The following is a 24356-nucleotide window of genomic DNA, read 5'->3' as shown; positions in this document are numbered from 1 at the left end:
GCGGCTAACCCTCACCCGGACGAGGTTACAATTACGGTTTTCGTGACTCCGCGCGAGCCGGCGTCACGCCCCCCGACGTGCCCCCTGCGCCGCCCCGCCCGCCGCTCCCGCTTTCGCGAGACGCCCGGCCCCGAGCCCTTCGCGCGCGGCGAGCCGCACGTCACCACCCTGACATGCAGAGATTTTCATGAGCCTCCAATGCGGCATCGTCGGCTTGCCTAACGTCGGCAAGTCCACCCTTTTCAACGCGCTGACCAAGGCGGGCATCGCGGCCGAGAACTACCCGTTCTGCACGATCGAGCCGAATGTCGGCGTGGTCGAAGTGCCGGATCCGCGTCTGAAGGCGCTCTCGGAAATCGTCAAGCCCGAGCGCGTCGTGCCGGCCGTGGTCGAGTTCGTCGACATCGCGGGTCTGGTCGCGGGCGCGAGCAAGGGTGAAGGCCTGGGCAACCAGTTCCTCGCCAACATCCGCGAAACCGATGCGATCACGCACGTCGTGCGCTGCTTCGAGGACGAAAACGTGATCCACGTGGCGGGCAAGGTCGACCCGATCTCCGACATCGAAGTCATCAACACCGAACTCGCACTCGCCGACCTCGCTACCGTCGAAAAGTCGCTTACGCGCTACTCGAAGGCCGCGAAGTCGGGTAACGACAAGGAAGCCGCGAAGCTCGTCGCCGTGCTGGAAAAAGTGCGCGCGCAGCTCGACCAGGCCAAGCCCGTGCGAGGGCTCGACCTGAACGAAGACGAGCAGGCGCTCCTCAAGCCGTTCTGCCTCATCACCGCGAAGAAGACGATGTACGTCGCGAACGTGAAGGACGACGGCTTCGAGAACAACCCGTACCTCGACGCCGTGCGCAAGCACGCCGAAGCCGAGGGCGCGCCGGTCGTGGCCGTGTGCGCGGCGATCGAAGCCGAAATCGCCGACCTCGACGACGAAGACAAGATCGCCTTCCTCGCCGACATGGGCATGAACGAGCCCGGCCTCGACCGCGTGATCCGCGCGGGCTTCAAGCTGCTCGGCCTGCAAACGTATTTCACGGCTGGCGTGAAGGAAGTGCGCGCGTGGACGATCCATGTCGGCGACACGGCACCGCAGGCCGCCGGCGCGATCCACACCGACTTCGAGCGCGGCTTCATCCGCGCGCAGACCATCGCGTTCGACGACTACATCCAGTACAAGGGCGAAACCGGCGCGAAGGAAGCCGGCAAGATGCGCGCCGAAGGCAAGGAATACGTCGTGCACGACGGCGACGTGATGAACTTCCTGTTCAACGTGTAAGCGCAGTTGCGAGGCAATGCCAAAAAAGCCCGCTCGTGAGCGGGCTTTTTTACGGCTGAGCGCGCGAGAGCGCGGCGGCAGGCAAGCGTCACTCCCCCGCCGCCCACGCCCCGTACAATAGCGGTTTTCGCGTCACCCCAATTCGCGGTTCCGACGCGGCGCACGCCGCGTTCGAGACATACTTCCGCCCCTTTTTCCCGTTTCCAAAGACACTCTCATGGCCCAATACGTCTTCACCATGAACCGGGTCGGCAAGATCGTGCCGCCCAAGCGCCAGATCCTGAAGGACATCTCGCTGTCGTTCTTCCCCGGCGCGAAGATCGGCCTGCTCGGCCTGAACGGCTCGGGCAAGTCCACGCTCATCAAGATCATGGCCGGCGTCGACAAGGACATCGAAGGCGAAGCCACGCCGATGCCCAACCTCAACATCGGCTACCTGCCGCAGGAGCCGCAGCTCGACCCGGAAAAGACCGTGCGCGAAGCGGTCGAAGAAGGTCTCGGCGACGTGTTCAACGCGCAGAAGAAGCTCGACGAAATCTACGCGGCCTACGCGGAGCCGGACGCCGACTTCGACGCACTCGCCGCCGAGCAGGCAAAATACGAGGCGATTCTCGCGACGACCGACGGCAGCGCGGAACAGCAGATCGAAATCGCGGCAGACGCCCTGCGCCTGCCGGCCTGGGACGCGAAGATCGGCAACCTCTCGGGCGGTGAAAAGCGCCGCGTGGCGCTGTGCAAGCTGCTGCTCGAAAAGCCCGACATGCTGCTGCTCGACGAACCGACCAACCACCTCGACGCCGAATCGGTCGAGTGGCTCGAGCAGTTCCTCACGCGCTTCCCGGGCACCGTGGTCGCCGTGACCCACGACCGCTACTTCCTCGATAACGCCGCCGAGTGGATTCTCGAACTCGACCGCGGCCACGGCATTCCCTGGAAGGGCAACTACTCCAGCTGGCTCGACCAGAAGGAAGAGCGCCTGAAGCAGGAAGAAGCGACGGAATCCGCTCGCCAGAAGGCGATCAAGAAGGAACTGGAGTGGGTGCGCCAGAACCCGAAGGGCCGTCAGGCGAAGTCGAAGGCGCGTATCGCCCGCTTCGAGGAACTGTCGAGCTCGGATTACCAGAAGCGCAACGAAACGCAGGAAATCTTCATTCCGGCGGGCGAGCGTCTGGGCAACGAAGTCATCGAGTTCAAGAACGTCAGCAAGTCTTACGGCGACCGTCTGCTGATCGACGACCTGAGCTTCAAGATTCCGGCGGGCGCGATCGTCGGCATCATCGGCCCGAACGGCGCCGGTAAGTCGACGCTCTTCCGCATGCTCACGGGCAAGGAACAGCCGGATTCGGGCGAGATCGTGCAAGGCCCGACGGTCAAGCTCGCGTATGTCGACCAGAGCCGCGACGCGCTGGCCGCCAACAAGACCGTGTTCGAAGAGATCTCGGGCGGCGCGGACGTGCTGACGGTGGGCAAGTACGAAACGCCTTCGCGCGCGTACATCGGCCGCTTCAATTTCAAGGGCGGCGATCAGCAGAAGATTGTTGGCAACCTCTCGGGCGGTGAGCGTGGTCGCCTGCATCTGGCCAAGACGCTCATTTCGGGCGGCAACGTTCTGCTGCTCGACGAGCCGTCGAACGACCTCGACGTCGAAACGCTGCGCGCGCTCGAAGACGCCCTGCTCGAATTCGCGGGCTCGGTCATGGTGATTTCGCACGATCGCTGGTTCCTCGACCGTATCGCCACGCACATCCTCGCTTTCGAAGGCGACTCGCAGGTCACGTTCTTCGACGGCAACTATCAGGAGTACGAGGCCGACAAGATCAAGCGTCTCGGCGAAGAAGCCGCGCGTCCGAAGCGTCTGCGCTACAAGCCGATCAGCCGCTAAGCGTGCTGGATCGATAGCAAACAACGGCGGCCCGCGGGCCGCCGTTGTCATTCTGGCGGCGCGCGCGGCATGGCGGTTGCTCGAAAGCCGCTACGCTTGGGGTCACTTCGCGTCACTCAAGGCCTGAACTCCGGTCCTCCCCCGAAAGGAATTCCGTATGGCGACGCCGCTGCGCAACCGTGTTCTCCTGATCGTCGCGATCGTCGTCGCGCTGCTCGTGCTCGCGGCGCTCGGCACGCTCTACGCACTGCAGCGCGAGGCAAAGGCGTACGTGGAGCGCGCGCTCGCGCCCGTCGGCTCGGCAGCGAGCGTGAATGTGGCGTTCGATCTCTCGTCCGTCGAACTCACCGACGTGCGCCTGAAGCCCCCGCCCAACTGGCCCACCGCCGACACGCTGCGCGCCGCGCGAATCACGATCACGCCCGACCTGCGCGCGCTGCTCTCGCACCGCGTGCACATTCGCGACGTGAGCGTGAGCGACTTCACGATGACGGTGCTGCGCCAGCAAAACGGCTCGATCCAGATCCTGCCGAATCTGCGCGAAGAAATGACGCAAAGCGACGCGAGCGCCGCGCAGGGAGGCATCAGCCTGCCTCAGGAAAAGGTCATCGACCATATCGGCTTCGAAAACGGCACGTTCGACTTCTACGATCGCTCGGTGAGCAATCCGCCGTGGCGCGTCACGGTGAACCGCGCGCAAGCGAGCGTCGACAATGTCCATCTGCCCGCGCTGAGCGAGCCCACGCGCGTTTCGGTGACGGGCAATGTCGTCGGCCCGGAGCACACCGGACGCATGACGTTCAACGGCTGGATGCAGATTGCGAGCAAGGACTCGCAACTCCATACGACGTTGCGCGGCATGGATGTGCGCACGATCGATCCCTACCTGCTGAAAAAGGCTGGCGCGAAGGCTAACGTGACGGGCGGCACGCTCGACCTCGACCTGAATTCGACCGTGCGGGGCTATCACCTGCACGCGCCGGGCACGCTCACGTTGCATAACCTGCAACTCGCGGAAAGCGGCGACGCCGTGGACACCTTCTTGTCGATTCCGACGCGCGCCGCCGTGGCGGCACTGAAGGCGCACAACGGTGAGATCACGCTGCACTTCGTGCTCGAAGGCAACCTGCGCGACCCGAAATTCAAGCTCAACGAAAACCTGATGACGGAGTTGCGCGCAGGCTTCGCACAGGCGCTCGGCGTGAGCGCAGAAGGGGTGGCGAAGGGCGCCGGGCAAACCGCGAAGGGGATCGCCGACGCGCTGCGCAGCTTGCTGCAGCCGGTGGCGCCGGCGCCTGCATCGAAATAACGCGCAGGGGCGCGGACGCTAGCGCGGTTAGACCGGCAGGCCGAGTTCGCGCAGTTTCGCGTCGGTGGCGGCGTTGCTCGTGTGATGCACGCCATGCCAGCCGAGCGCGGTGGCGGCTTTGGCGTTGTGCGCGTTGTCGTCGATGAAAACGAGTTCCTCGGGCTTCACGCCAGGCAACTGCACGTCGATACGGCGAAACATCTCGTGGAAGATCGCCGGATCGGGCTTCACGAGCTTCACGCGGCCCGACACGACGATATCGCGGCAGCGGCGCAGGATGCCGAAGCGCTCCCACGCCCACGGAAACGTCTCGGCCGACCAGTTGGTGAGACCGAAGATCGGCACGCCCGCCGCTTCCAGGCGCTCGAAGGTGGCGACGCCGCCCTCCAGCAGCCCGGCGACCATCTCGTGCCAGCGATCGTAGAACGCCCGAATGAGCGCCTCGTGCTCGGGAAACTTCGCGACCAGTTCCTCGGTGCCGACGGCGATGGGCTCGCCGCCGTCCTGGCGGATCACCCAGTCCATCTTGCAGACGTTCGTGAGGAACCAGCGGCGCTCGTCGTCGTTGGGAATGAGCTTGCGATAGAGATGCTCGGGACTCCAGTCCACCAGCACCCCGCCGAAATCGAACACCACTGCCTTGATCGTCATGCGTTTGCGCTCCGCTTGAACACCCATTGATTACCAGAGGAAATCAGATCGGCTGCGTGCGCTTTTCGAGCCACGCGAGCGCATCGCCGCTCACGTGCGGCGCCACGCGCACACGCACCGTCTGGTGGTACGCATTGAGCCATTCACGCTCGTCCGCGCGCAAGAGCGCCAGATCAATGCAGCGCGTGTCGATCGGACAAAGCGTGAGCGTCTCGAAGTCGAGGAAGTCGCCGAATTCGGTCGTTTCGGCGCGCTGGTTCAGCACGAGATTCTCGATGCGCACGCCCCACTTGCCCGGCCGGTAGATGCCCGGCTCGACCGAAGTGATCATGCCCTCTTCCATCGCGGTCCAGGGCTCGGCCGGCGCGTAGTGCGATATGACCTGCGGACCTTCGTGCACGTTCAGGAAGTAGCCCACACCGTGGCCGGTGCCGTGGCCGTAGTCCGCACCCGCTTCCCAGATCGGCGCGCGCGCGATGGCGTCGAGCATCGGCGAGCGGATGCCGCGCGGGAACTTCGCGCGCGAGAGCGCCATCATGCCCTTGAGCACGAGCGTGAAGTCGCGCTTTTGCTCCGCGCTCGGTGTGCCCACCGGCACGACACGCGTGATGTCGGTGGTGCCGTCGAGGTACTGGCCGCCCGAGTCGATGAGCAGCAGGCCATTGCCTTCGATCACGCTGTGCGATTCGGGCGTGGCGCGGTAGTGCGGCATCGCGCCGTTCGCGTTGAAGCCCGCGATCGTCGCGAACGAGAGCGACTTGAAGCCCGCACGGCGCGCACGCGCGGCGGAAAGCTTTTCGTCGATGGTCAGTTCGGTGATGGTCTCGCGGCCAAGCGCGGCCTCGAACCACGCGAAGAATTCGGCGAGCGCCGCGCCGTCCTGCTCCATAGTCGCGCGCACGTGATCCGCTTCGGCGGCCGTCTTGCGCGATTTGAAGAACGTGCTCGGATTGACCGACTCCACGAGCTTCACCGCCGACGCCACCGCCTGCAGCAAGCCGAACGTCACGCGGCGCGGATCGACGAGCAGCGCGGCTTTCGCGGGCAGCGCCGCGAGCGCGGCGGCAGCCTCGGCATAGGGCGCGACGCGCACCTTGTCTTTCGCGAGCGACTGCACGAGCGCCTCGCTCACCTTGCCGTCGGCAACGAAAAGCGTCGCCTCGTCCGGGCCGATCAGCGCGTGCGCGACGAACACCGGGTTGTAGTTGACGTCCGCGCCGCGCAGGTTGAAGAGCCAGGCGAGGTCGTCGAGCGTGGAGACGAAATGCCACTGCGCGCCCTTCTCCTGCATCGCGCGGCGCACCTGGTCGAGCTTGCCGGCGCGGCTCGTGTCGGCGTGCGGCGCGACGTGCTCGTACACGGGCTCGAGCGGCAGCGACGGGCGGCCCTGCCAGACGTCGTCGAGCAGATCGAGGTCCGTGCGCAGCGCGACGTCGCGCGCCTTGAGCGCATCGGCCAGCGCGCGCGCCGAGGCCACGCCGAGCACCGCGCCGTCCACGGCCACCGCGCCGCCCGCGCTCACGTTCTGCGCGAGCCAGTCGATGTGCGGTGCGCTCTGCTGGCCGCCCATCATCTTCATGAGCTGAATGCCGGTGCCGGCCAGTTGCTGCTCGGCTTGCACCCAGTAACGGCTGTCGACCCAGACGCCCGCAAAATCCTTCGTCACCACGAGCGTGCCTACCGAGCCCGTGAAGCCCGAGAGCCATTCGCGCCCCTGCCAGCGGCGCGGCAGGTATTCGGACAGATGCGGATCGGCGGACGGCACGAGCGCGGCATCCACGCCAGCGCGCGCCATCGCGGCGCGCAGGGCGGCAATGCGTTCAGGAATCGAGGAGGTTTCGGGGAGTCGGGCGTTCATGTTTTCACCTGCGAAGAATTCGAAGCGGAAGATCTGGGTTTGGCCTAAGGCGGCTGCGCGCGGCTAGCTGCGCCGCGCGCGCAGCGCCACGCACACACCCACGAAAACGAGCGCGAGTGCCGTGCAAAGCGGCCACTGGAGCAACTCGCCATCGTAGAAAAGACCGGTTGCACTGCCGGCCGCGTTCGCGAGCGCCGCGCCGAGCACGCCGGCCACGACCGCCAGTGCGAGCGAGTGGCGTGCGGCACGGCGCTGGGGATGGAGCCACCATCCCGCACAGCCCACCACCAGACCAAGAATGACAATACCGGTCCAGCCCATTAAAGACTTGTCCTATAGGTTTTCGGATAAGTCTGATAGGACTGCCGAAGCACGAGAGCTAGCATTTGCAACTTGGTTAGTCTCTTTTAAAACTGGAAAACGGTCGGCTCGGCGCTTCCCGCGTAGCGGTTGAGTGTAGGGGGCAGGATGGCGCAAGGCAAGCGCATCCGGGCCGCTCCAGCCGCACTCTCTCGTATGCGAATCGCCCTTGTCGAACCAGACGCCGGTCAGGCCGAAACCCTCGTCCGCCTGCTCATTGCGGGCGGGCACGCATGCCAGCACTTCCCGCTTGGCACCCAGCTCTTCGAAACCCTCGAAGACGAAACCTTCGACCTGTTGATCGCGGCATGGTGGTGCGGCGACGTCGGCGCTGACGACGTCATCCCCCAGGCGCGCAGGTTGCTCCCCGGTCTGCCCGCCATCGCCCTGATGCTCGCGCCCCATGAAAGCGAGATCGTCGCGAGCCTGCAGGCCGGTGCGGACGATTGCATCGCCAAGCCCGTGCGCGGCCCTGAAATGCTCGCGCGCATCGACGCGCTCCTGCGCCGCGCCGGCGTACGCCGGCCACGCAACCGCGCCCGTCATGGCTTTGGGGACTACCTCTTCGATTCCGGGCGTTACGAAGTATCGTTTCGGGGTCACACTGTCACGCTCACGCCCAAGGAATACCGCTTCGCGCTGCTGCTCTTCACCAACGCATCGCGCCCCGTTTCGCGAGCGCGCATCCTCGAAACCGTGTGGAATTTGAACCGCGACGTTCGGTCGCGCACGCTCGACACACACGCCTCTCGCCTGCGCAGCAAATTGCAGCTCGGGCCCGAGTACGGCTGGCGTTTGACCACTTTGTACGGCTTTGGCTACCAGCTCGAAAGACTCCCCATATCACCTGCCGGAGTGTCGGACTCTGTCGACGCGAATGTCGGAAGCGAGGAAAAGTTATAATATCCGCCTAAATCTCGCCCCCATGGTATGCAGCTTCTAACGATCGGAATCAATCACCACACCGCGCCCGTCGCCTTGCGCGAACGCGTGGCGTTTCCGCTCGAACAGATCAAGCCCGCGCTCGCCCTGTTCAAGGAAGCGTGGTCCGTCAAGCGTTCGCTGAGCGCACCGGAAGCCGCCATTCTCTCCACCTGCAACCGCACCGAGCTTTATTGCGCGACCGACGCGCAAAGCTCGCGCGACGCCGCCGTGAGCTGGCTTTCGCATTACCACGGCATCCGCGAAGAGGAACTTGCGCCGCACGTCTACACGCTGCCGCAGTCCGAAGCGGTGCGTCACGCGTTCCGGGTGGCTTCGGGGCTCGATTCGATGGTGCTGGGCGAAACGCAGATCGTCGGCCAGATGAAGACCGCGGTGCGCACCGCGACCGAAGCGGGCGCGCTCGGCACCTATTTGAACCAGTTGTTCCAGCGCACCTTCGCCGTGGCGAAGGAAGTGCGCAGCACGACCGAAATTGGCGCGCAATCGGTCTCCATGGCCGCGGCCGCCGTGCGCCTCGCACAGCGCATCTTCGACAAGATCGCCAATCAGCGCGTGCTCTTCATCGGCGCGGGCGAGATGATCGAACTGTGCGCCGCGCACTTCGCCGCGCAGCAGCCGCGCGAACTGGTCGTCGCAAACCGCACCGCCGAGCGCGGGCGCTATGTTGCCGAACGTTTCGGTGGGCACGCCATTCCGCTCTCCGACCTGCCCACGCGCATGCACGAGTTCGACATCATCGTCTCGTGCACGGCGTCCACGCTGCCTATCATCGGTTTGGGTGCCGTGGAGCGCGCGGTGAAGGCGCGTCGTCACCGCCCCATTTTCATGGTCGATCTCGCGGTGCCCCGCGACATCGAGCCTGAAGTCGCCCAGCTCGAAGACGTGTTCCTCTATACCGTCGACGATCTCGGCACGATCGTGCGCGAAGGCAATGCCTCGCGCCAGGCCGCCGTCGCGCAAGCCGAGACGATCATCGAGTCGCGCGTGGCGAACTTCATGCAGTGGCTCGACTCGCGCAGCATCGTGCCGGTCATCCGCCACATGCACACGCAGGCCGACGCGCTGCGTCGCACCGAGCTCGAACGCGCCCGCAAGATGCTTGCGCGCGGCGACGATCCGTCCGCCGTGCTCGAAGCGCTGTCGCAGTCGCTCACCAACAAGCTGATCCACGGTCCGACGCATGCGCTCAACACGTCGAGCGGCGATCAGCGCGACTCGCTCATCGAGCTGATGGGCGGCTTTTATCGCCACGGCCAGCCGGCCAAGGCAACCGAAGTCTCGCAAAGCGCAACGGATGTCACGGGCGCCTCGCGCTCCGCCGACTCCTCTGATTCGTCCGGTTCCTCCGACCGTTAGCGACGCCCGCGCTCGGGCGCGCGCCATGCGCACCCTGCACAACCGGGCCGCACGCCCGCCTCTTCTCTCTCGCAGTCCTATCCGGAGTTCGCTCCGCACCGCCCGATGAAAACGAGCATGCAATCGAAGCTCGACCAGCTGACTACACGCCTGGCCGAGCTGAACGACCTGTTGAGCCGCCCCGACGTGACCTCGAACCGCGATCAGTACCGCAAGCTCACGCGCGAGCACGCGGAACTGGGGCCGGTGGTCGAGCACTACGGCCAATGGCGACAGGCCAAAGACGACGAGGCCGCGGCGAAAGACCTGCTCTCCGACGCCTCGATGCGCGACTTCGCCGAAGAAGAGGTGAAAGCCGCACGCGAGCGCATGGCGCAGCTCCAGCACGAATTGCAGATGATGCTGCTGCCGAAAGACCCCAACGATGACCGCAACGTGTTCCTCGAAATCCGCGCGGGCACGGGCGGCGACGAGTCGGCCCTCTTCGCGGGCGACCTGCTGCGTATGTATCTGCGCTACGCGGAGCGCAACCGCTGGCAGATCGAGATGATGTCGGCAAGCGAGTCGGATCTCGGCGGCTACAAGGAAGTGATCGTGCGCATTGCGGGCGAGGCGGCGTATTCGAAGCTCAAGTTCGAGTCGGGCGGCCATCGCGTACAGCGCGTGCCCGCCACCGAAACGCAGGGCCGCATCCACACGTCGGCCTGCACGGTTGCGGTGATGCCGGAAGCCGACGAGATCGGCGAAGTCGAGATCAATCCCGCCGACCTGCGCATCGACACGTTCCGCGCCTCGGGCGCGGGCGGCCAGCACATCAACAAGACCGACTCGGCCGTGCGCGTGACGCACCTTCCGACCGGCATCGTCGTGGAGTGCCAGGACGACCGCTCGCAGCACAAGAACAAGGATCGCGCGCTCAAGGTGCTCGCCGCGCGCATCAAGGACAAGCAGTACCAGGAGCAGCACGCGAAGGAAGCGGCCACGCGCAAGAGCCTCGTGGGCTCGGGCGACCGCTCGGAGCGCATCCGCACCTACAACTTTCCGCAGGGGCGGCTCACCGATCACCGTATCAACCTCACGCTCTATCGCCTCGAAGCAATCATGGACGGCGACCTCGGCGAACTGATCGGCGCGCTCGTTTCCGAGCATCAGGCCGAGCAGCTCGCGTCGCTGGGCGACGCGGATTGAGCGCGCATCAAACATGAGCGAAGCCGTTACCGCTGAGGCGCTGCTGCGCGCCTCGCCGCTGCCCGCGCTCGAGACGCGCATTCTGCTGATGCACGTGCTCGGGTGGCGCCGCACCGAACTCATCACGCGCGGCGACGAGGCGCTTGAAACGAGCGCCGTCGCGGCCTACCGCGACCTCGAAGCGCGCCGCGCGCACGGCGAGCCGATTGCGCAGCTCGTGGGCGCACGCGAGTTCTACGGCCTCGACTTCGACGTGACACCCGATGTGCTGATTCCGCGCCCCGATACCGAGGTGCTCGTGGAAACCGCGCTTGCGGCGCTCGAAGGCATCGCACAGCCGCGCGTGCTCGACCTCGGCACCGGCAGCGGCGCGATTGCGGTGGCGCTCGCCTCGGCAAGGCCCGATGCGCGCGTCTGGGCCGTCGACCGTTCGGAGGCCGCGCTCGACGTGGCATCGCGCAACGCCGCCAAGCTGCTCGACGTGGGGCGCCCCGGCGGCCCGCTCGCGTTCGTCGCGGGCAGCTGGTACGACACGCTCGATCCGGCGCTGCGCTTCGAGGCGATCGTGAGCAATCCGCCCTATATCGCAAGCGGCGACCCGCATCTGGAGCAAGGCGACCTGCGCTTCGAGCCGCGCGGCGCGCTCACCGACGAAGCCGACGGCCTCACCGCCTTGCGCGCGATCGTCGCGGGCGCACCGGCCCGGCTCGCGCCGGGTGGCGTGCTCTGGATGGAACACGGCTACGACCAGGCGGCCGCTGTGCGGGCGTTGCTCGAAAGCGCCGGTTTCACGGACGTGCGCTCCGAGCGCGATCTCGCCGGGATCGAGCGCATCAGCGGCGGGCGTCTTCCGTTGCCGGCTGGCTGAGCGTAACCAGGCGCATCTGAGCACAACGCTGGCCACGCCCGGCCCGCTCAGGCGAAATCCGCTATCATTTCATCCTGCATTCCAACGTATTCAGCATCAATTCAATCGCAAGGTCAGTCATGGACACCCAACAACGCATCAAGCAGATCGTCGACGAAAACGCCGTCGTCCTCTTCATGAAGGGCAACGCGCAGTTCCCGATGTGCGGCTTCTCCGGTCGCGCGGTGCAGATCCTGAAAGCCTGCGGCGTCGATCAGTTCAAGACCGTCAACGTGCTCGAGGACGACGCGGTCCGCCAGGGCATCAAGGAATTCTCGAACTGGCCGACCATTCCGCAGCTCTACGTGAAGGGCGAGTTCATCGGCGGCTCGGACATCATGATGGAGATGTACCAGAACGGCGAGCTGCAGCAGCTCTTCGCCGCGGCGTAATTGCCGGCAACGGGGCGGCATCGGGCGCATAGCGTGGCGCCCGCGCCGTCCAGAGCGCACGGCGCGCTACGCCGGCGCTAGTCTTGAGGCGCCTTCGCCTCGACCTCACCTCGCCTTCGCTTCGACTCCCGCCTGACCGCCTGACGTGAATACTGCCTCCCAAGCCTCGCCTGCTATCGCACAACTGCCGCAACGCCGGCTGATCGTCGCGATCACGGGGGCCACGGGCGCGATTTACGGCGTTCGCATGCTCGACATGCTGCGGCAGCTGGGCGGCGTCGAAACGCACCTGCTCGTTTCCGCCGCGGGCTGGCTCAACATCCAGCACGAGCTGCAGCTCACGAAAGACGACCTACACGCGCGAGCCGATGTCGTGCATTCAGTACGCGATGTCGGCGCGACCATCGCTTCGGGTTCGTTCGCGACCGACGGCATGATCGTCGCGCCCTGCTCGATGAAAACGCTCGCGAGCGTCGCCCATGGCCTCTCCGACAATCTGATTGCGCGCGCCGCCGACGTCACGCTCAAGGAACGCCGCCGTCTCGTGCTGCTCGTACGCGAAACGCCGTTCAACCTCGCGCATCTGCGCAACATGACGGCAGTCACCGAAATGGGCGGCGTGATCTTCCCGCCGCTGCCGGCCTTCTACAACCGGCCGGCTTCGATCGACGAGATGGTCGATCACACGGTCGCGCGCGTGCTCGACCTGTTCGCGCTCGGGCCCGCACTCTCGCCCGCCTGGCCGGGGCTGCGCGGCGGCGACGAGTAAGCGCCCGCCGCATCTTTCTGCGCCGCTTCGATTATCAATATCGGCGACACAATCAATTCCCTTTCGCCCCGTTTAATTCGCGACGGTTGGGTCTTATATTGATCGCAATACGATACTTTTGGACCGCCCCGGCGCGGCCAGCTCACGATCATGACCACCCGCACGCCTTCCCTTTTCCTCTCGCACGGTGCGCCTACGCTGCCGATCGACCCGTCGCTGCCTTCTGGCGGCTTTACCGCGCTCTCGCAGCATTTGCCGCGTCCGCAGTCGGTGCTCATGCTTTCCGCGCATTGGGGCACGATGCGCCCCGCGGTGAGCACCGCCTCGCAGCCTGAAACCATCCACGACTTCTACGGCTTTCCGCGCGCGCTGTACGAAATCCAGTACCCCGCGCCGGGCGCGCCCGAGATGGCGCAGCGCGCAGCGGCGCTGCTGCGCGAGCAAGGCATTCCTGTCGATGAGCAAGCGCATGGCCTCGACCATGGCGCGTGGGTGCCCATGCTGCTGATGTTCCCCGACGCCGACGTGCCCGTCGCGCAGCTTTCGGTGCAGCCACGCGCCAACGCCGCGCATCACTTTGCGCTGGGCCGCGCGCTGCGCTCGCTGCGCGACGAAGGCGTGATGGTGATCGGCTCGGGCCAGATCACGCATAACCTGCGCGAGGCGGACTTCTCGGCGCGCCCGGAAGATGCCGATCCGCGCGTGGCCGAGTTCACGCAGTGGTTCGAGAATCACCTCGCCGCGCGCGACATCGACGCATTGCTCGACTACCGCCAGCGTGCACCGCACGCCGTGCTCATGCACCCGACCGACGAGCATCTGCTGCCCGTGTTCGCGGCGCTAGGCGCAGCCGACGACGACTACACACTCGGTGTGCAGTCGCTCGGCACCTACCAGCGCGCGCTCGCGATGACGAACTACGTGTTCGGCAGCGCGGTGCAATAACGCCGCGGCGAGCCGCCACACTGGCTCGCGCTTGCTCAAAAGGCAAAAAAGCCCGCCTGAATCGCTTCAGGCGGGCTTTTTGTATTGCGCGACGCTTGCTTTGATACTTAGTGCGCGCCGATACCTTCGAGGACTTCGTCGTGCTCCTCGCGTTCCGCAAGGTACGGCGAGCGGTAGCCCGAATTCACGCCCCAGTAATAGAACACGAGCGAGATCAGCGCGACGACGAGCATGTCCCAACCGTAGGGAAGCAGACCGCTGCCGCCGAACTGCTTGCTGCCGAGCAGCGAGAGGAGCGCCATGATCGGCAGGTACGCGCACAGCCACCATGCAGCCTTCAGATCCTGGCCCCAGCCTTCATAGCCCTGCTTGCCCTGGAAGTAGAAGTACACCGGCAGCGCGACGACCATCAGCAGAATGATTTCGCCGGTCAGCGGCCACTTCGCCCAGTACAGGATCATCGAAGCGCAGACGAACGCGAACGGCGCGATCACCTTCATGAACGGCACGTTCAGCGGGCGCTCGATGTCCGTGGCGGCGCGCTTGAGCGCCATCAGGCTGATCGGGCCGGTCAGGTACGAAATCACCGTCGCCACCGAGATCACTGCCGCGAGCGAGCTCCAGCCGCGGAAGAAGAACATGAAGATGAACGAGACGAGCAGGTTGAACCACATCGCGTTGCGCGGCACGCCGTAGAACGGGTGCACGTTGCCGAACATCTTCGGCATCGTGTTGTTGCGCTCCATCGCGTAGATCATGCGCGAGGTCGTCGCCATGTAGGTCGTACCGGTGCCGCTCGGGCTCACGAACGCGTCCACATACAGCAGGATCGCGAGCCAGTTCAGGTTCAGCGCGATCGCGAGTTCCGCGAACGGCGACTTGAAGTTGAACGTGTTCCAGCCCTTCGCGACGTCAGCCGGATTGACCGCGCCGATATACGCGATCTGCAGCAGCACGTAGATCACGAGCGCGCAGAGGATCGAGCCAATGACCGCAAACGGCACGCTCTTGGCCGGGTTGCGCGCTTCGCCCGCGAGGTTGATCGGGCTCTGGAAGCCGTTGAACGCGAACACGATGCCGCTGGTGGCAACCGCCGTGAACACCGCCGACCAGCCATACGGCGCGAACGTGGTCGTCTGGCCGAAATTCTCGTGGTGGAAGCTTCCAGCCATCAGGCCAATGATCGTCAGACCCGGGATGATGAACTTGAAGATCGTGATCGCGCTGTTGGCACGTGCGAACAGCTTCACACCCCAATAGTTGAGCATGAAGTAGATGATCACGAGAATCGCCGAAAGGCCGAGCCCTGAATGTGTCAATGACCCGTCGACGAAGAGCGCGTGCGCCCAGTCATAGGGCCAGGTACTCATGTACTGGATCGAGGCTTCGGCTTCGATCGGGATGACCGAGACAATGGCGATCCAGTTGGCCCACGCGCTGATGAAGCCCACCAGTGCGCCGTGCGAGTAGCGGGCGTAACGGACCATACCGCCCGACTCCGGGAACATCGCACCGAGTTCGGCGTAGGTGAGCGCGATGGCCAGAATGACCACGGCGCCGATGATCCAGGCGCAAACGGCCGCCGGGCCTGCAATCTTCGCCGCCTTCCACGCGCCGAACAGCCAGCCCGAACCGATAATCGACCCGAGGCCGGTGAACATCAGCGCGAACGGGCCGATGTTCCGTTGAATAGAACTTTTCACGTCTTCTCCTGTTTCAAGAGCAGCTCGACAACGCGTTTATCCCGTCTGTTGTGCGGGCGGGTTTCCCGCGGTTGTCGTACCTCCACACGAAAGATTGCGCCTGTAGGCGCAACTTCAGCGCGGCGCGTAGTTTAACCGGTTGCACCACGGAAGGGCGCCAAAAACGACGGCCTAATACAAAAAAGTCATTTGCTTATCAAGGTTTGTAAGGGTCAGTTTCGACCCTGTAGCAAAAAAATACGAACTTTCCCGGGGACCTAGTTGACCTTCATGGCGTTTAGCCGTATAAAGTTCGGGCAGGATTTCAAGCGGCGAGTGTGAATAGGTCTTTCGTAGTTCGCCCATCAACGGTACTCCGGCTGGTCCCATACCCCTTCCTTGATTTTCGTGCACCTCTCGGGCTTCGGCCTTCATTCATTTTTAGGAAAGTAATATGGAAACCGGTACCGTCAAGTGGTTCAATGACGCTAAGGGCTTTGGCTTTATCACTCCGGACGGCGGCGGCGAAGACCTGTTCGCGCACTTCTCGGAAATCAAGGTTGACGGCTTCAAGACGCTGCAAGAGAACCAAAAGGTTCAATTCGAAGTCCGCACGGGCCCGAAGGGCAAGCAAGCTGCCAACATCAAGCCGGTCTAAGTACTGCGCTTATTGGTCTGCTAAGGCATTTAGGATCTGAACGCAGCTTCTGCGAAGTTCCTGACTAGCAAGCTTACCGAAAAACCCCACGCTTCTTCTCGAAGGTGGGGTTTTTTCTTGCCTGCGTTTTTCAGAACGGATTTTCATCGGGGATCAGATTCCCCGCGCGTTCAGCCGCGCATTCAGCCGCGTATTCAGCCGAACAGACGCTGCGCGTGAATGCCCAGGCCCGTCGCCACGCTGGCAAGACGGTCGCCGAAAACGGCCTGCGACTGCGGAAACGCCTCCGCCAGCGCCTGCGTCAGGAATACGAGGCCGGTGGAGCCGCCCGTGAAGTAAAGCGCGCTCACCTGCCCGGGCGCCACACCCGCCGCCTGCACCGTTTCACGTGCGGCCTGCACAATGCGCCGCGTCTCCTCGCGGCCCGCCTCGACGAGTTGCGCGTCGCCGAACGCAAGGCGCAGATCTGTCTCGACCGCCTCGAGGTCGATCATCGTCTCCCCGCCCGCGGAAACACCGATCTTCGCCTCCTCGGCGCGCGCCGTGAGCGCGTGCCCCAGCCGCTCGTCGACCACGCGCATCAGCCGGTCGTGTTGACGCGTGTTCGGGTACAGATGGCGCATGAGCTTCAGCTCGGTTGCGCGCTTGGGCGTATAGATCGTGTTGATGAGGTGCCAGGTCGCCAGATCGAAATAGATGCGGTTCGGCACTTCGCGGCCTTCGGGGTCAAGCGACTGATAGCCCAGTTCGCGCAGGATGGTCGCGAGTTCGACGCGGCGGTCGAAGTCGGTGCCCGCCACGTGCACGCCGTGGTGGGCGAGCACGTCGTCCTTGCGCTCGAGGCGCGACATACGATCCGGCCCCACACGCACGAGCGAGAAGTCCGACGTACCCCCGCCAATGTCGGCCACGAGCACAAGTCCTTCTTGCGCGAGGCGCGACTCGTAGTCGAACGCCGCCGCGATCGGCTCGTACTGGAACTCAATTTCCCGAAAGCCCACGCGGCGCGCCGCCGCTTCGAGCTGGTCCTGGGCGAGCCGGTCGGCGCGCGGGTCTTCGTCGACGAAGAAGACGGGGCGACCCAGCACAGCACGCGTGATGGGCGCACCCGAGCAACGCTCGGCGCTGCGCTTCAGGTGCTCCAGGAAGATCGTGATGATCTCGGTATAGGGAATCGCGCTGCCGTCGCCGAGGTCGGTCGTGCTCTCGGCGAGCGGCGAGCCGAGGATGCTCTTCATCGAGCGCATCAGCCGGCCGTCGAAGCCGTCGATATAGGAGGCAAGCGCCGCACGCCCGAATTCGCGCGTGTGTTCGTCGACGTTGAAGAACACCGCCGTGGGCAAGGTGGTGTGCGCGCCTTCCACCGGCGCGAGGCGCATCGCGCCGTCGGCCGCTGCCGGGAGCGCCACCGCCGAATTGGAAGTTCCGAAGTCAATCGCGCAGAAGCTGGTCATGGCAAGAGCGCGCCGCAGCGAATGCGCGCGCAAGAGAGGAAAGGTCGGGGGGATCGGCTTTGTAGCACGAAAGCGCGGCGCGCGGCAACCGCAGGCCCATGATGCGGCCCCGGGAAGTAAAAAACGCGCGGCCCGCGCCGCGCGTTTTTGCTCGGTTCGATAACCCGCTGCCCGCATGGGCGTTGGGCTATGTCCGGCTCAGCCCTTGAAGGGGTGCTTCCAGCCGTTTTCGTAGGCGATCTCGCCCACCGCCGAACGCGTGCGCTCCGCCTTCTCGCGATCGCGCAGCACCGGTTCCAGCTTCTCGGCTTCGCCGTAGTGGCCGATCGAGATGATCGACAGCGGCTCCACGTCGTTCGGCAGCGCAAATTCCTTGCGGAACGCCTGCACGTCGAAACCGCTCATCTGGTGCGCGGCGAGGCCCAGCGCGTGCGCCTGGAGCACGAGCGACATCGCCGCCGCGCCTGCGTCGTATTGCGCCGTGCGGTTCACTTCCCCCTTCGCGTTGAGCGTCTGCGCCGTCACGGCGATCAGCACCGGCGCCGGCGCGTTCCACTGCTGGTTGAACGGCACGAGCGTCGAGAACGCGCGCTTGAACGCGATTTCGTCGGCGCTACGGTCGAACACGATAAAGCGCCACGGCTGCAGGTTGTAGCCCGAGGGCGCCCAGCGCGCCGCCTCGATCACCGCGTGCAGCGCCTCGCGGCTCACCGGCTCGCTCGAATAGGCGCGCGGGCTCCAGCGGCCGGCGATGAGTTCGTGAATGGGCACGGCTGTCGGTGCGGGTTTGTGCTTCGTCATGCCTTGTGTGTCCTTGGGGTGGCGGGCGGCTTGCCCGGGGGTCACTAGAATAACCGCAGCGCGTGAAATACGCTCAAACGCAACGGGCGACGCTCATGCGTCGCCCGTTGGAATACGTCGAAGTGCGAACCGGCGCGTTCAAGTCGCGGTGCGCGTGCGCCTCGTCAGGCCGTTTGCACGCCCACGGCGCGCGGCCCGCGGTTGATGCGCAGCACGAGGAACGACGCGACGAGACACAGCCCCCCCGAAATCATCGACGCCACCGTGTAGGTGCCGAGACTCGCGCGCAACAGGCCCGCGCCGAACGCCGCGAATGCCGCGCCTAGCTGATGACCCGCCACGACCCAGCCGAACACGATCGGCGCGCGCTCCTTGCCGAAAACGTCGGTGGCAAGGCGCACCGTAGGCGGCACCGTCGCGATCCAGTCGAGGCCGTAGAACACAGCGAAAATCGGCAGCCCGAAGAAGTCGATGCCGAAGGCATGCGGCAGATAGATCAACGAAAGTCCGCGCAGCCCGTAGTACCAGAACAGCAGCACGCGGCTGTTGAAGCGGTCCGAGAGCCAGCCCGAGAGCGTCGTGCCGAACAGGTCGAAAATGCCCATCGTGGCGAGCAGCGAGGCGCCCTGCACTTCGGTCATGCCATAGTCGCCGCACATGGCGATGAGGTGCGTGCCCACATAGCCGTTCGTGCTCGCGCCGCAAATGAAGAAGCTGAAGAAGAGCAGCCAGAAGTCGCGCGTGCGGCTCGCCGAAAAGAGCGCGTCGAACGCGATCTTCAGCGGATTTTGATGCGGCGCCGGCGGCGCGACGGGGGTGCTCTCGTCCTCGCCGAACGGACGCAGATTCACGCTCGCGGGCCGCTCGGGCAGCAGGAACAGCACGAGCGGCAGCACCGCGGCGGCGGCCACGGCAACCACGAGCACCACCGACTGCCAGCCGTGCTTCTCCACGATCGCCGCGAGGAGCGGCAGGAACACGAGTTGGCCCGTGGCCGAGCTCGCCGTGAGGATGCCCATGGCAAGCCCGCGGTGCGAGTGGAACCAGCGCGTGACGACCGTGGCCGAAAGCGAAAGCGCCGCTACGCCGGTGGCGCCGCCCACCATCACGCCCCAGATCAGGATCATCTGCCACGGATGCGTCATCAGCGCGGAAAGCGCCACGCCCGCCGCCATCGTGCCGAGCGCCGCGAGCAGCGTGGGACGCACGCCGAAACGCTGCATGGCCGCCGCCGCAAATGGGCCCATGAGGCCATAGAGCGCGATGTTCACCGAGATGGCGAGCGAGATCGTCGCCCGGCTCCAGCCGAATTGATGCTCGAGCGGCACCATCATCACGCTGGGCGTTGCACGCGTGCCGGCCGCCGCCAGCAGCACCAGAAACACCACTGCCACGACGAGCCATCCGTAGTGGAAACGCCCACCTATTCGCTTCGCTGCCCAGTTCATTGGTGCTCCTGTCACGGCGCGCCGGGTTTCGACATGCCTATGTTTTCGTTGGTATGACCGCTAGCTGCGACGATTCGCCATCGTTCGATTGTTACCGATCGGTCACAAGTGTGTTGCGATAGTAGTTACCGCTCGGTAACATGTCAAGCAATCACCCTGATCGCGAGATGCCCTCATGAAACACGAAGGCCACGCCGAAACGTCAACCGCCTCTGCGCGCAAGCCCCGCCCCCGCGCGCAAACGACCGGGGCGCGCGCCCACGAGCACCTGCTGCGCGCCGCCGACGAGCTGTTCTACCGCGAGGGCGTGCGCGCGGTCGGCATCGAGGCTGTGGTCGAGCGCGCCGGCGTCAACAAGATGAGCTTGTACCGGCAGTTTTCGTCGAAGGACGATCTCGTCGTCGCCTACCTGCAGCGCTGCGATGTGCGCTTTTTCGAGCGCTTCGACGCCAGTCTCGCGAAGCATCCGGGCGAGCCGGCGAAGCAGTTGATGCAGTATTTCGAGGACCTCACGCGCCGCGCCTCGGCGCCGGGCTATCGCGGTTGCCCGTTCGTGAACGTTGCGACCGAATTCCCCGAGGCCACGCATCCCGCGCGGCGCAGCGTCGACAACAACAAGACGAAGCTCATGGCGCGGCTCACCACGCTTGCGCAGGAAGCTGGCGCTAGCGATCCGGCCGCGCTTGCGGAGGAACTCGCGCTGCTCGTCGAAGGCATCTACGCCGCAAGCCAGACTTACGGCCCCGGCTGCGGCCCGATTCTCGCGGCGCCGCGCATGGCAAAGCTGTTGATCGAAGCGGCATGTCCACAGCGCTAGCCGCCCGTAAAATGACACGATGAACGAACCCGCTGCCCTGTCCCCCGACCACGCCGCCATTCTCGAAGCGACCCGCCACTGGCTCACGCGCGCTGTGATTGGCTTGAATCTCTGCCCGTTCGCGAAGAGCGTGTACGTGAAAAACCAGATTCGCTACGTGATTAGCGAGGCGACCGATCTCGAAGGTGTCCTCATCGATCTCGAGCGCGAGCTGCAAACACTCGCCCAAGCCGACGCCGCGGAGATCGACACGACACTGCTGATCCTGCCCCGTGCGCTCGCCGACTTCGCCGATTTCAACGACGCAACCTGGTTCGCCGAGCGCCTCGTGCAACAGTTGCGACTGGAAGGCACGCTGCAGGTCGCAAGCTTTCACCCGCAATTCCAGTTCGAGGGCACCGAGCCCGACGACATCGAGAACTACACGAACCGCGCGCCGTATCCGATCCTGCATTTGCTGCGGGAGGCGAGCATCGAGCGCGCGGTCGAGGCATTCCCCGACGCCGCCGACATCTACGAACGCAACCAGGAAACGCTGCGCAAGCTCGGCTTCGACGGTTGGCAAGACTGGATGAACAAGCGCGACTGACGCCGCGCCGCCCACACGCTCAACCCTCGGTTGCCGCCTCCGGGGCCGCCTCGCCTTCGTCGGCGAAAAAGCGCTCGCGCAGGTCCGCGAGCCCAAAGGTATCGAGAATCTCGTTCAGCCGCTGCGCCGGACGGCGCCGCGGCAAATCCTTGTACTGGGCGATGATGAGTTCGTTCTTCATCGAGTGCTCCCAGCCCACCAGTTCCGTCACGCTCACCTGATAGCCGTGCGCCTCGAGCTGCAGGCAGCGCAGCACGTTGGTGATCTGGCTCCCGAATTCGCGCGTATGCAGCGGATGACGCCAGATCTCCGTGAGCGCCTGCCCGAGCGACTTGCCCTTATTGCGGCGCAGCACGCCCGCCACCTCGGCCTGGCAGCACGGCACGACCACGATGTAGCGCGCACGCTTCTTCAGTGCGAAGCGCAGGGCGTCGTCGGTGGCCGTATCGCAGGCGTGCAGCGCTGTGACAATGTCGATGGTGTCAGGCAGTTGCGGCGACGTAATCGAGTCGGCTACCGAAAGGTTCAGGAACGACATGCCGCCGAAGCCCAGCCGTTTGGCCAGCTCCTGCGAATGCTGCACGAGTTCGTCGCGCGTTTCGATTCCATAAATGTGTGACCTGTCGCGCTGATCCTTGAAGAACAGGTCGTAGAGAATAAAGCCCAGATAGGACTTGCCCGCACCGTGATCGACGAGGGTCACGTCGCGGCCATCCTGCTTGAGATCCTTGAGCAGCGGCTCGATGAACTGGAACAGGTGATAGACCTGCTTCAGCTTGCGGCGGCTGTCCTGGTTCATTTTCCCGTCGCGCGTCAGGATGTGGAGCTCCTTGAGGAGTTCGACAGACTGGTTCGGACGGACTTCGTAGGTCTTGCTGGACATCGGCGTGGTCACAGGAAAGGCGTGGCATGTCGCGAAACGTGCGACAGGCGACAGAAGGGTTGCGGTATTCCTGTCATTTTACGAAAAAAGCTAGTCAAGGCTGCCGAACCCATAAGAGCAGCGAGTGTCGTAATAGCGTCCAGGCACGCTGACCCACGTGCGGACAGGAGGGAGGGGTTGAGTAGAAGAGACACGAGGATTTTCGTCCCCGATGCCCAAAAAAGGACCAAAACGTAGCGCGACCAGCCGGCAACGAATCGACAGGCGCGCATTGGGAGGTCGCTCCGGGAGTGCCGGTTGCGATGAATCAGGCTGGCGCAGTCCTCGCTGCGCGAAGAGCGCACGACGCTGTATGGCCTTGCATGGGGCATGCAATGAATACGATACCTGACGGAAACGCAGAGCAAAAATTCCAGGAACTGCTTACGAAACTCATCACGGTTCCCGACTGGACGGAAAAGCAGCAACTGGAACTGGAAATGGCGCGCGACATCTCGGTGGAGATGCTGCGCGTTGCGGAAAGCATGCGCGACGGCCCATCGGATCTCGAAACCTGCCTGATCCTGCTGAAGTACGCGAAGGTGCTCGATTTCGTGATGTCGGCGTTGGCGTCGCGCCGCGATATCAAGCCGCAAACGCTGCGCGTGATTTTCAAGCTGGCAGGCCTCAAGGTCGACGAGGCCTATCCCGGGTGAAGCCGATGTGAACCTGACGTCAATCCGGCGCGGCGGCCTAACGCCGCCGACGCCGATGCTCGACTCCCATACGGGCCGTTAGCGGCCCGTACTCTTCTTTTTTGCCAACGATTTTGCCCGCCGCCGGCTCACTGCGCGCGCACCTTGAGGCGCCACAGCGAAGTCAGCTCGGCCACGCGCGCACGATACAGCGGATCGCTCGGATCCGAGGCTTTCGGGTGCCGCGGACGAATGTCCTCCCGGCCCACCACTTCGAGTCCAGCCTCCACGATCATCTCGACGAGCGATTCGCGCGTGCGCAGCCCGAGATGTTCCGCGAAATCGGACAGGATCAACCAGCCCTCGCCGCCCGGCTCGAGATGGTCCTTGAGACCGCCGAGAAAACCGCGCAGCATGCGGCTCTCCGGATCGAACACGGCGTATTCGATGGGCGACGCGGGACGCGCCGGCACCCACGGCGGATTGCAGACGACGAGCGGCGCGCGCCCCGGCGGAAACAGGTCTGCCTCGACGACCTCGACCTGGGCGGCATAGCCGAGGCGCTCGAGGTTCTCGCGCGCGCACGCCAGCGCCCGCGCGTCCTGATCGGTGGCGACCACGCACTTCACACCGCGCGAGGCGAGCACGGCGGAGAGCACGCCCGTGCCCGTGCCGATATCGAAGGCCTTTTCGAGCGACGGCAGCGCCGTGCGCGCGACGAGATCGACATATTCGCCGCGCACCGGCGAAAACACGCCGTAGTACGGATGAATGCGCTCGCCATTCAGCGCAGCGATCTCGACGCCCTTCTTGCGCCATTCGTGCGCACCAACGAGACCGAGGATTTCACGCAACGACACCGCAGAAGCTTCGCCATCGGGCGCGCCCCACGCCTCTTCGCACGCAAGACGAACGTCGGGCGCGCGGCGCAGGTTGATGCCGTAATCGCCTTCGAGCGGAATCAGCACCATGGCGAGCGTGCGGGCGCGCTGCGCCTGCGCCTGGCGGTGCAGATGAAACGCTTCGAGCGGTGAGGCGGGCGCCTTGGGCGGCGCAGCCTTGCGAGGCTTGCGCTCCGCGCGGCGCGCCATGGCCAGCAGCAACTGACGCGCGTTCTGAAAGTCGCCGCGCCACAGCAGGGCGGTGCCTTCGCAGGCGAGGCGGTACGCGGTGTCCGCGGTCGTGCGATCGTCGGCGATGACCACGCGTTTGGGCGCCGGCACGCCCGCCTCGGAGCGCCAGCGCACCGTGCGCGGGCCTTCGGTGTCGGGCCAGGTGAGAGTGGGGTGTTCGGTCATAGGTCGGATAGTCGATGCGGAGGGCCAGTTCGTCGATGCGTTGCCGGGCCGCCGGTTGGCGCCCCGGGGCGCCTTACGCGGCGCCATCATATAGCACGGCGACGCGGCACGTTCCGCCGCATCGCCTTTGCACCGATCATCGCTCAGACGTGCGGGCGCGTCGACTCGGCCAAACGGCATAGGACGAAACGCACGCGGGCGGCAGTAA

At 65.0% G+C, this 24356-nt stretch carries 22 protein-coding genes and 1 pseudogene; 14 read left to right on the top strand and 9 right to left on the bottom strand.

From position 1 onward, the window contains the following. The first annotated feature begins 187 nt into the window (after nucleotides 1–187). The 3 genes from ychF to U5A52_RS33830 all read left to right on the top strand — a co-directional run bounded on the left by ychF (nucleotide 188) and on the right by U5A52_RS33830 (nucleotide 4473). Nucleotides 188–1282 (top strand): redox-regulated ATPase YchF, encoded by a 1095-nt coding sequence (ychF, locus tag U5A52_RS33840; RefSeq protein WP_321915858.1) that lies wholly within the window; start codon nucleotides 188–190, stop codon nucleotides 1280–1282. A gap of 217 nt (nucleotides 1283–1499) precedes the next feature. Then, the gene (ettA, locus tag U5A52_RS33835; RefSeq protein ID WP_028218401.1) at nucleotides 1500–3164 is read left to right on the top strand and encodes an energy-dependent translational throttle protein EttA; all 1665 of its coding nucleotides are present in this window, start codon (nucleotides 1500–1502) and stop codon (nucleotides 3162–3164) included. 157 nt (nucleotides 3165–3321) lie between these two features. Then, the gene (locus U5A52_RS33830; protein ID WP_321938290.1) at nucleotides 3322–4473 is read left to right on the top strand and encodes a DUF748 domain-containing protein; all 1152 of its coding nucleotides are present in this window, start codon (nucleotides 3322–3324) and stop codon (nucleotides 4471–4473) included. Between the two features lie 27 nt (nucleotides 4474–4500). Here U5A52_RS33830 and U5A52_RS33825 read toward each other — a convergent pair whose 3' ends face one another. The 3 genes from U5A52_RS33825 to U5A52_RS33815 all read right to left on the bottom strand — a co-directional run bounded on the left by U5A52_RS33825 (nucleotide 4501) and on the right by U5A52_RS33815 (nucleotide 7303). Then, nucleotides 4501–5124, bottom strand: a complete 624-nt coding sequence (locus U5A52_RS33825; protein WP_321915860.1) for an HAD family phosphatase — start codon at nucleotides 5122–5124, stop codon at nucleotides 4501–4503. 43 nt (nucleotides 5125–5167) lie between these two features. Then, nucleotides 5168–6982: an aminopeptidase P family protein gene (locus U5A52_RS33820; RefSeq protein WP_321938288.1), complete on the bottom strand. Its 1815-nt coding sequence runs from the start codon at nucleotides 6980–6982 to the stop codon at nucleotides 5168–5170. 63 nt (nucleotides 6983–7045) lie between these two features. Beyond that, complete coding sequence (locus U5A52_RS33815; protein WP_321915862.1) at nucleotides 7046–7303, bottom strand: hypothetical protein; 258 nt, start codon at nucleotides 7301–7303, stop codon at nucleotides 7046–7048. 195 nt (nucleotides 7304–7498) lie between these two features. On the opposite strand from U5A52_RS33815, the gene U5A52_RS33810 reads away from it, so the two are divergent. From U5A52_RS33810 to U5A52_RS33780, 7 genes and pseudogenes are all read left to right on the top strand, one after another. After that, entirely contained in the window at nucleotides 7499–8245 is a 747-nt protein-coding gene (locus U5A52_RS33810; RefSeq protein WP_321938307.1) for a response regulator transcription factor, read from the top strand. Between the two features lie 27 nt (nucleotides 8246–8272). After that, nucleotides 8273–9559, top strand: a pseudogene (gene hemA, locus U5A52_RS33805) (glutamyl-tRNA reductase); the annotation flags it as partial. A 189-nt stretch (nucleotides 9560–9748) separates the two neighbouring features. After that, complete coding sequence (prfA, locus tag U5A52_RS33800; protein WP_158758722.1) at nucleotides 9749–10831, top strand: peptide chain release factor 1; 1083 nt, start codon at nucleotides 9749–9751, stop codon at nucleotides 10829–10831. Between the two features lie 13 nt (nucleotides 10832–10844). Beyond that, entirely contained in the window at nucleotides 10845–11699 is an 855-nt protein-coding gene (gene prmC / locus U5A52_RS33795; RefSeq protein ID WP_321938286.1) for a peptide chain release factor N(5)-glutamine methyltransferase, read from the top strand. 119 nt (nucleotides 11700–11818) lie between these two features. Beyond that, the gene (grxD, locus tag U5A52_RS33790; RefSeq protein WP_158758724.1) at nucleotides 11819–12130 is read left to right on the top strand and encodes a Grx4 family monothiol glutaredoxin; all 312 of its coding nucleotides are present in this window, start codon (nucleotides 11819–11821) and stop codon (nucleotides 12128–12130) included. A 145-nt stretch (nucleotides 12131–12275) separates the two neighbouring features. Further along, nucleotides 12276–12899 carry a UbiX family flavin prenyltransferase gene (locus U5A52_RS33785; RefSeq protein WP_321938284.1) on the top strand — a complete coding sequence of 208 codons (624 nt, stop codon included), beginning with the start codon at nucleotides 12276–12278 and terminating at the stop codon, nucleotides 12897–12899. Nucleotides 12900–13049: 150 nt separating this feature from the next. Beyond that, nucleotides 13050–13844 carry a class III extradiol ring-cleavage dioxygenase gene (locus U5A52_RS33780; protein ID WP_321915865.1) on the top strand — a complete coding sequence of 265 codons (795 nt, stop codon included), beginning with the start codon at nucleotides 13050–13052 and terminating at the stop codon, nucleotides 13842–13844. 107 nt (nucleotides 13845–13951) lie between these two features. On the opposite strand, the gene U5A52_RS33775 is transcribed toward U5A52_RS33780, so the two are convergent. Then, nucleotides 13952–15547, bottom strand: a complete 1596-nt coding sequence (locus tag U5A52_RS33775; protein WP_321915866.1) for an APC family permease — start codon at nucleotides 15545–15547, stop codon at nucleotides 13952–13954. 433 nt (nucleotides 15548–15980) lie between these two features. On the opposite strand from U5A52_RS33775, the gene U5A52_RS33770 reads away from it, so the two are divergent. Then, nucleotides 15981–16184: a cold-shock protein gene (locus tag U5A52_RS33770; protein ID WP_027797379.1), complete on the top strand. Its 204-nt coding sequence runs from the start codon at nucleotides 15981–15983 to the stop codon at nucleotides 16182–16184. Between the two features lie 194 nt (nucleotides 16185–16378). On the opposite strand, the gene U5A52_RS33765 is transcribed toward U5A52_RS33770, so the two are convergent. The 3 genes from U5A52_RS33765 to U5A52_RS33755 form a co-directional block, all read right to left on the bottom strand. Further along, nucleotides 16379–17638 (bottom strand): Hsp70 family protein, encoded by a 1260-nt coding sequence (locus U5A52_RS33765; RefSeq protein ID WP_321915867.1) that lies wholly within the window; start codon nucleotides 17636–17638, stop codon nucleotides 16379–16381. 198 nt (nucleotides 17639–17836) lie between these two features. Continuing rightward, on the bottom strand, nucleotides 17837–18439 hold the full coding sequence (locus tag U5A52_RS33760) for a nitroreductase family protein (protein ID WP_321915868.1): 603 nt from the start codon (nucleotides 18437–18439) through the stop codon (nucleotides 17837–17839). A gap of 164 nt (nucleotides 18440–18603) precedes the next feature. Next, nucleotides 18604–19887, bottom strand: a complete 1284-nt coding sequence (locus U5A52_RS33755; RefSeq protein WP_321938283.1) for an MFS transporter — start codon at nucleotides 19885–19887, stop codon at nucleotides 18604–18606. Between the two features lie 175 nt (nucleotides 19888–20062). Between U5A52_RS33755 and U5A52_RS33750 the strand changes: the two genes are divergently transcribed. Continuing rightward, the gene (locus U5A52_RS33750; protein ID WP_321938282.1) at nucleotides 20063–20704 is read left to right on the top strand and encodes a TetR/AcrR family transcriptional regulator; all 642 of its coding nucleotides are present in this window, start codon (nucleotides 20063–20065) and stop codon (nucleotides 20702–20704) included. Nucleotides 20705–20723: 19 nt separating this feature from the next. Beyond that, nucleotides 20724–21293 (top strand): DUF1415 domain-containing protein, encoded by a 570-nt coding sequence (locus tag U5A52_RS33745; protein WP_321915871.1) that lies wholly within the window; start codon nucleotides 20724–20726, stop codon nucleotides 21291–21293. Nucleotides 21294–21312: 19 nt separating this feature from the next. Here U5A52_RS33745 and U5A52_RS33740 read toward each other — a convergent pair whose 3' ends face one another. After that, the gene (locus U5A52_RS33740) at nucleotides 21313–22176 is read right to left on the bottom strand and encodes an SAM-dependent methyltransferase (RefSeq protein ID WP_321915872.1); all 864 of its coding nucleotides are present in this window, start codon (nucleotides 22174–22176) and stop codon (nucleotides 21313–21315) included. 374 nt (nucleotides 22177–22550) lie between these two features. Between U5A52_RS33740 and U5A52_RS33735 the strand changes: the two genes are divergently transcribed. After that, the gene (locus U5A52_RS33735) at nucleotides 22551–22871 is read left to right on the top strand and encodes a DNA-binding protein (protein WP_233883048.1); all 321 of its coding nucleotides are present in this window, start codon (nucleotides 22551–22553) and stop codon (nucleotides 22869–22871) included. A 128-nt stretch (nucleotides 22872–22999) separates the two neighbouring features. Here the strand turns inward: U5A52_RS33735 and U5A52_RS33730 are convergent, their stop codons facing one another. Next, nucleotides 23000–24148 (bottom strand): class I SAM-dependent methyltransferase, encoded by a 1149-nt coding sequence (locus U5A52_RS33730; RefSeq protein WP_321938280.1) that lies wholly within the window; start codon nucleotides 24146–24148, stop codon nucleotides 23000–23002. Nucleotides 24149–24356 lie beyond the last annotated feature (208 nt).

The sequence above is a fragment of the Paraburkholderia sp. J8-2 genome, from assembly GCF_905220195.1.
GTDB lineage: Bacteria > Pseudomonadota > Gammaproteobacteria > Burkholderiales > Burkholderiaceae > Paraburkholderia.
The sequence above is the reverse complement of the archived record's forward strand: the minus strand, read 5'-3'. Positions and strand labels throughout refer to the sequence as shown.

What these genes read in the sequence shown, in the direction of transcription:
- ychF (WP_321915858.1), top strand. Translation starts at nt 188, where the DNA reads ATGAGCCTCCAATGCGGCATCGTCGGCTTGCCTAACGTCGGCAAGTCC.
- ettA (WP_028218401.1), top strand. Translation starts at nt 1,500, where the DNA reads ATGGCCCAATACGTCTTCACCATGAACCGGGTCGGCAAGATCGTGCCG.
- U5A52_RS33830 (WP_321938290.1), top strand. Translation starts at nt 3,322, where the DNA reads ATGGCGACGCCGCTGCGCAACCGTGTTCTCCTGATCGTCGCGATCGTC.
- U5A52_RS33825 (WP_321915860.1), bottom strand. Translation starts at nt 5,124, where the DNA reads ATGACGATCAAGGCAGTGGTGTTCGATTTCGGCGGGGTGCTGGTGGAC.
- U5A52_RS33820 (WP_321938288.1), bottom strand. Translation starts at nt 6,982, where the DNA reads ATGAACGCCCGACTCCCCGAAACCTCCTCGATTCCTGAACGCATTGCC.
- U5A52_RS33815 (WP_321915862.1), bottom strand. Translation starts at nt 7,303, where the DNA reads ATGGGCTGGACCGGTATTGTCATTCTTGGTCTGGTGGTGGGCTGTGCG.
- U5A52_RS33810 (WP_321938307.1), top strand. Translation starts at nt 7,499, where the DNA reads ATGCGAATCGCCCTTGTCGAACCAGACGCCGGTCAGGCCGAAACCCTC.
- prfA (WP_158758722.1), top strand. Translation starts at nt 9,749, where the DNA reads ATGAAAACGAGCATGCAATCGAAGCTCGACCAGCTGACTACACGCCTG.
- prmC (WP_321938286.1), top strand. Translation starts at nt 10,845, where the DNA reads ATGAGCGAAGCCGTTACCGCTGAGGCGCTGCTGCGCGCCTCGCCGCTG.
- grxD (WP_158758724.1), top strand. Translation starts at nt 11,819, where the DNA reads ATGGACACCCAACAACGCATCAAGCAGATCGTCGACGAAAACGCCGTC.
- U5A52_RS33780 (WP_321915865.1), top strand. Translation starts at nt 13,050, where the DNA reads ATGACCACCCGCACGCCTTCCCTTTTCCTCTCGCACGGTGCGCCTACG.
- U5A52_RS33770 (WP_027797379.1), top strand. Translation starts at nt 15,981, where the DNA reads ATGGAAACCGGTACCGTCAAGTGGTTCAATGACGCTAAGGGCTTTGGC.
- U5A52_RS33765 (WP_321915867.1), bottom strand. Translation starts at nt 17,638, where the DNA reads ATGACCAGCTTCTGCGCGATTGACTTCGGAACTTCCAATTCGGCGGTG.
- U5A52_RS33760 (WP_321915868.1), bottom strand. Translation starts at nt 18,439, where the DNA reads ATGACGAAGCACAAACCCGCACCGACAGCCGTGCCCATTCACGAACTC.
- U5A52_RS33755 (WP_321938283.1), bottom strand. Translation starts at nt 19,887, where the DNA reads ATGAACTGGGCAGCGAAGCGAATAGGTGGGCGTTTCCACTACGGATGG.
- U5A52_RS33750 (WP_321938282.1), top strand. Translation starts at nt 20,063, where the DNA reads ATGAAACACGAAGGCCACGCCGAAACGTCAACCGCCTCTGCGCGCAAG.
- U5A52_RS33745 (WP_321915871.1), top strand. Translation starts at nt 20,724, where the DNA reads ATGAACGAACCCGCTGCCCTGTCCCCCGACCACGCCGCCATTCTCGAA.
- U5A52_RS33740 (WP_321915872.1), bottom strand. Translation starts at nt 22,176, where the DNA reads ATGTCCAGCAAGACCTACGAAGTCCGTCCGAACCAGTCTGTCGAACTC.
- U5A52_RS33735 (WP_233883048.1), top strand. Translation starts at nt 22,551, where the DNA reads ATGAATACGATACCTGACGGAAACGCAGAGCAAAAATTCCAGGAACTG.
- U5A52_RS33730 (WP_321938280.1), bottom strand. Translation starts at nt 24,148, where the DNA reads ATGACCGAACACCCCACTCTCACCTGGCCCGACACCGAAGGCCCGCGC.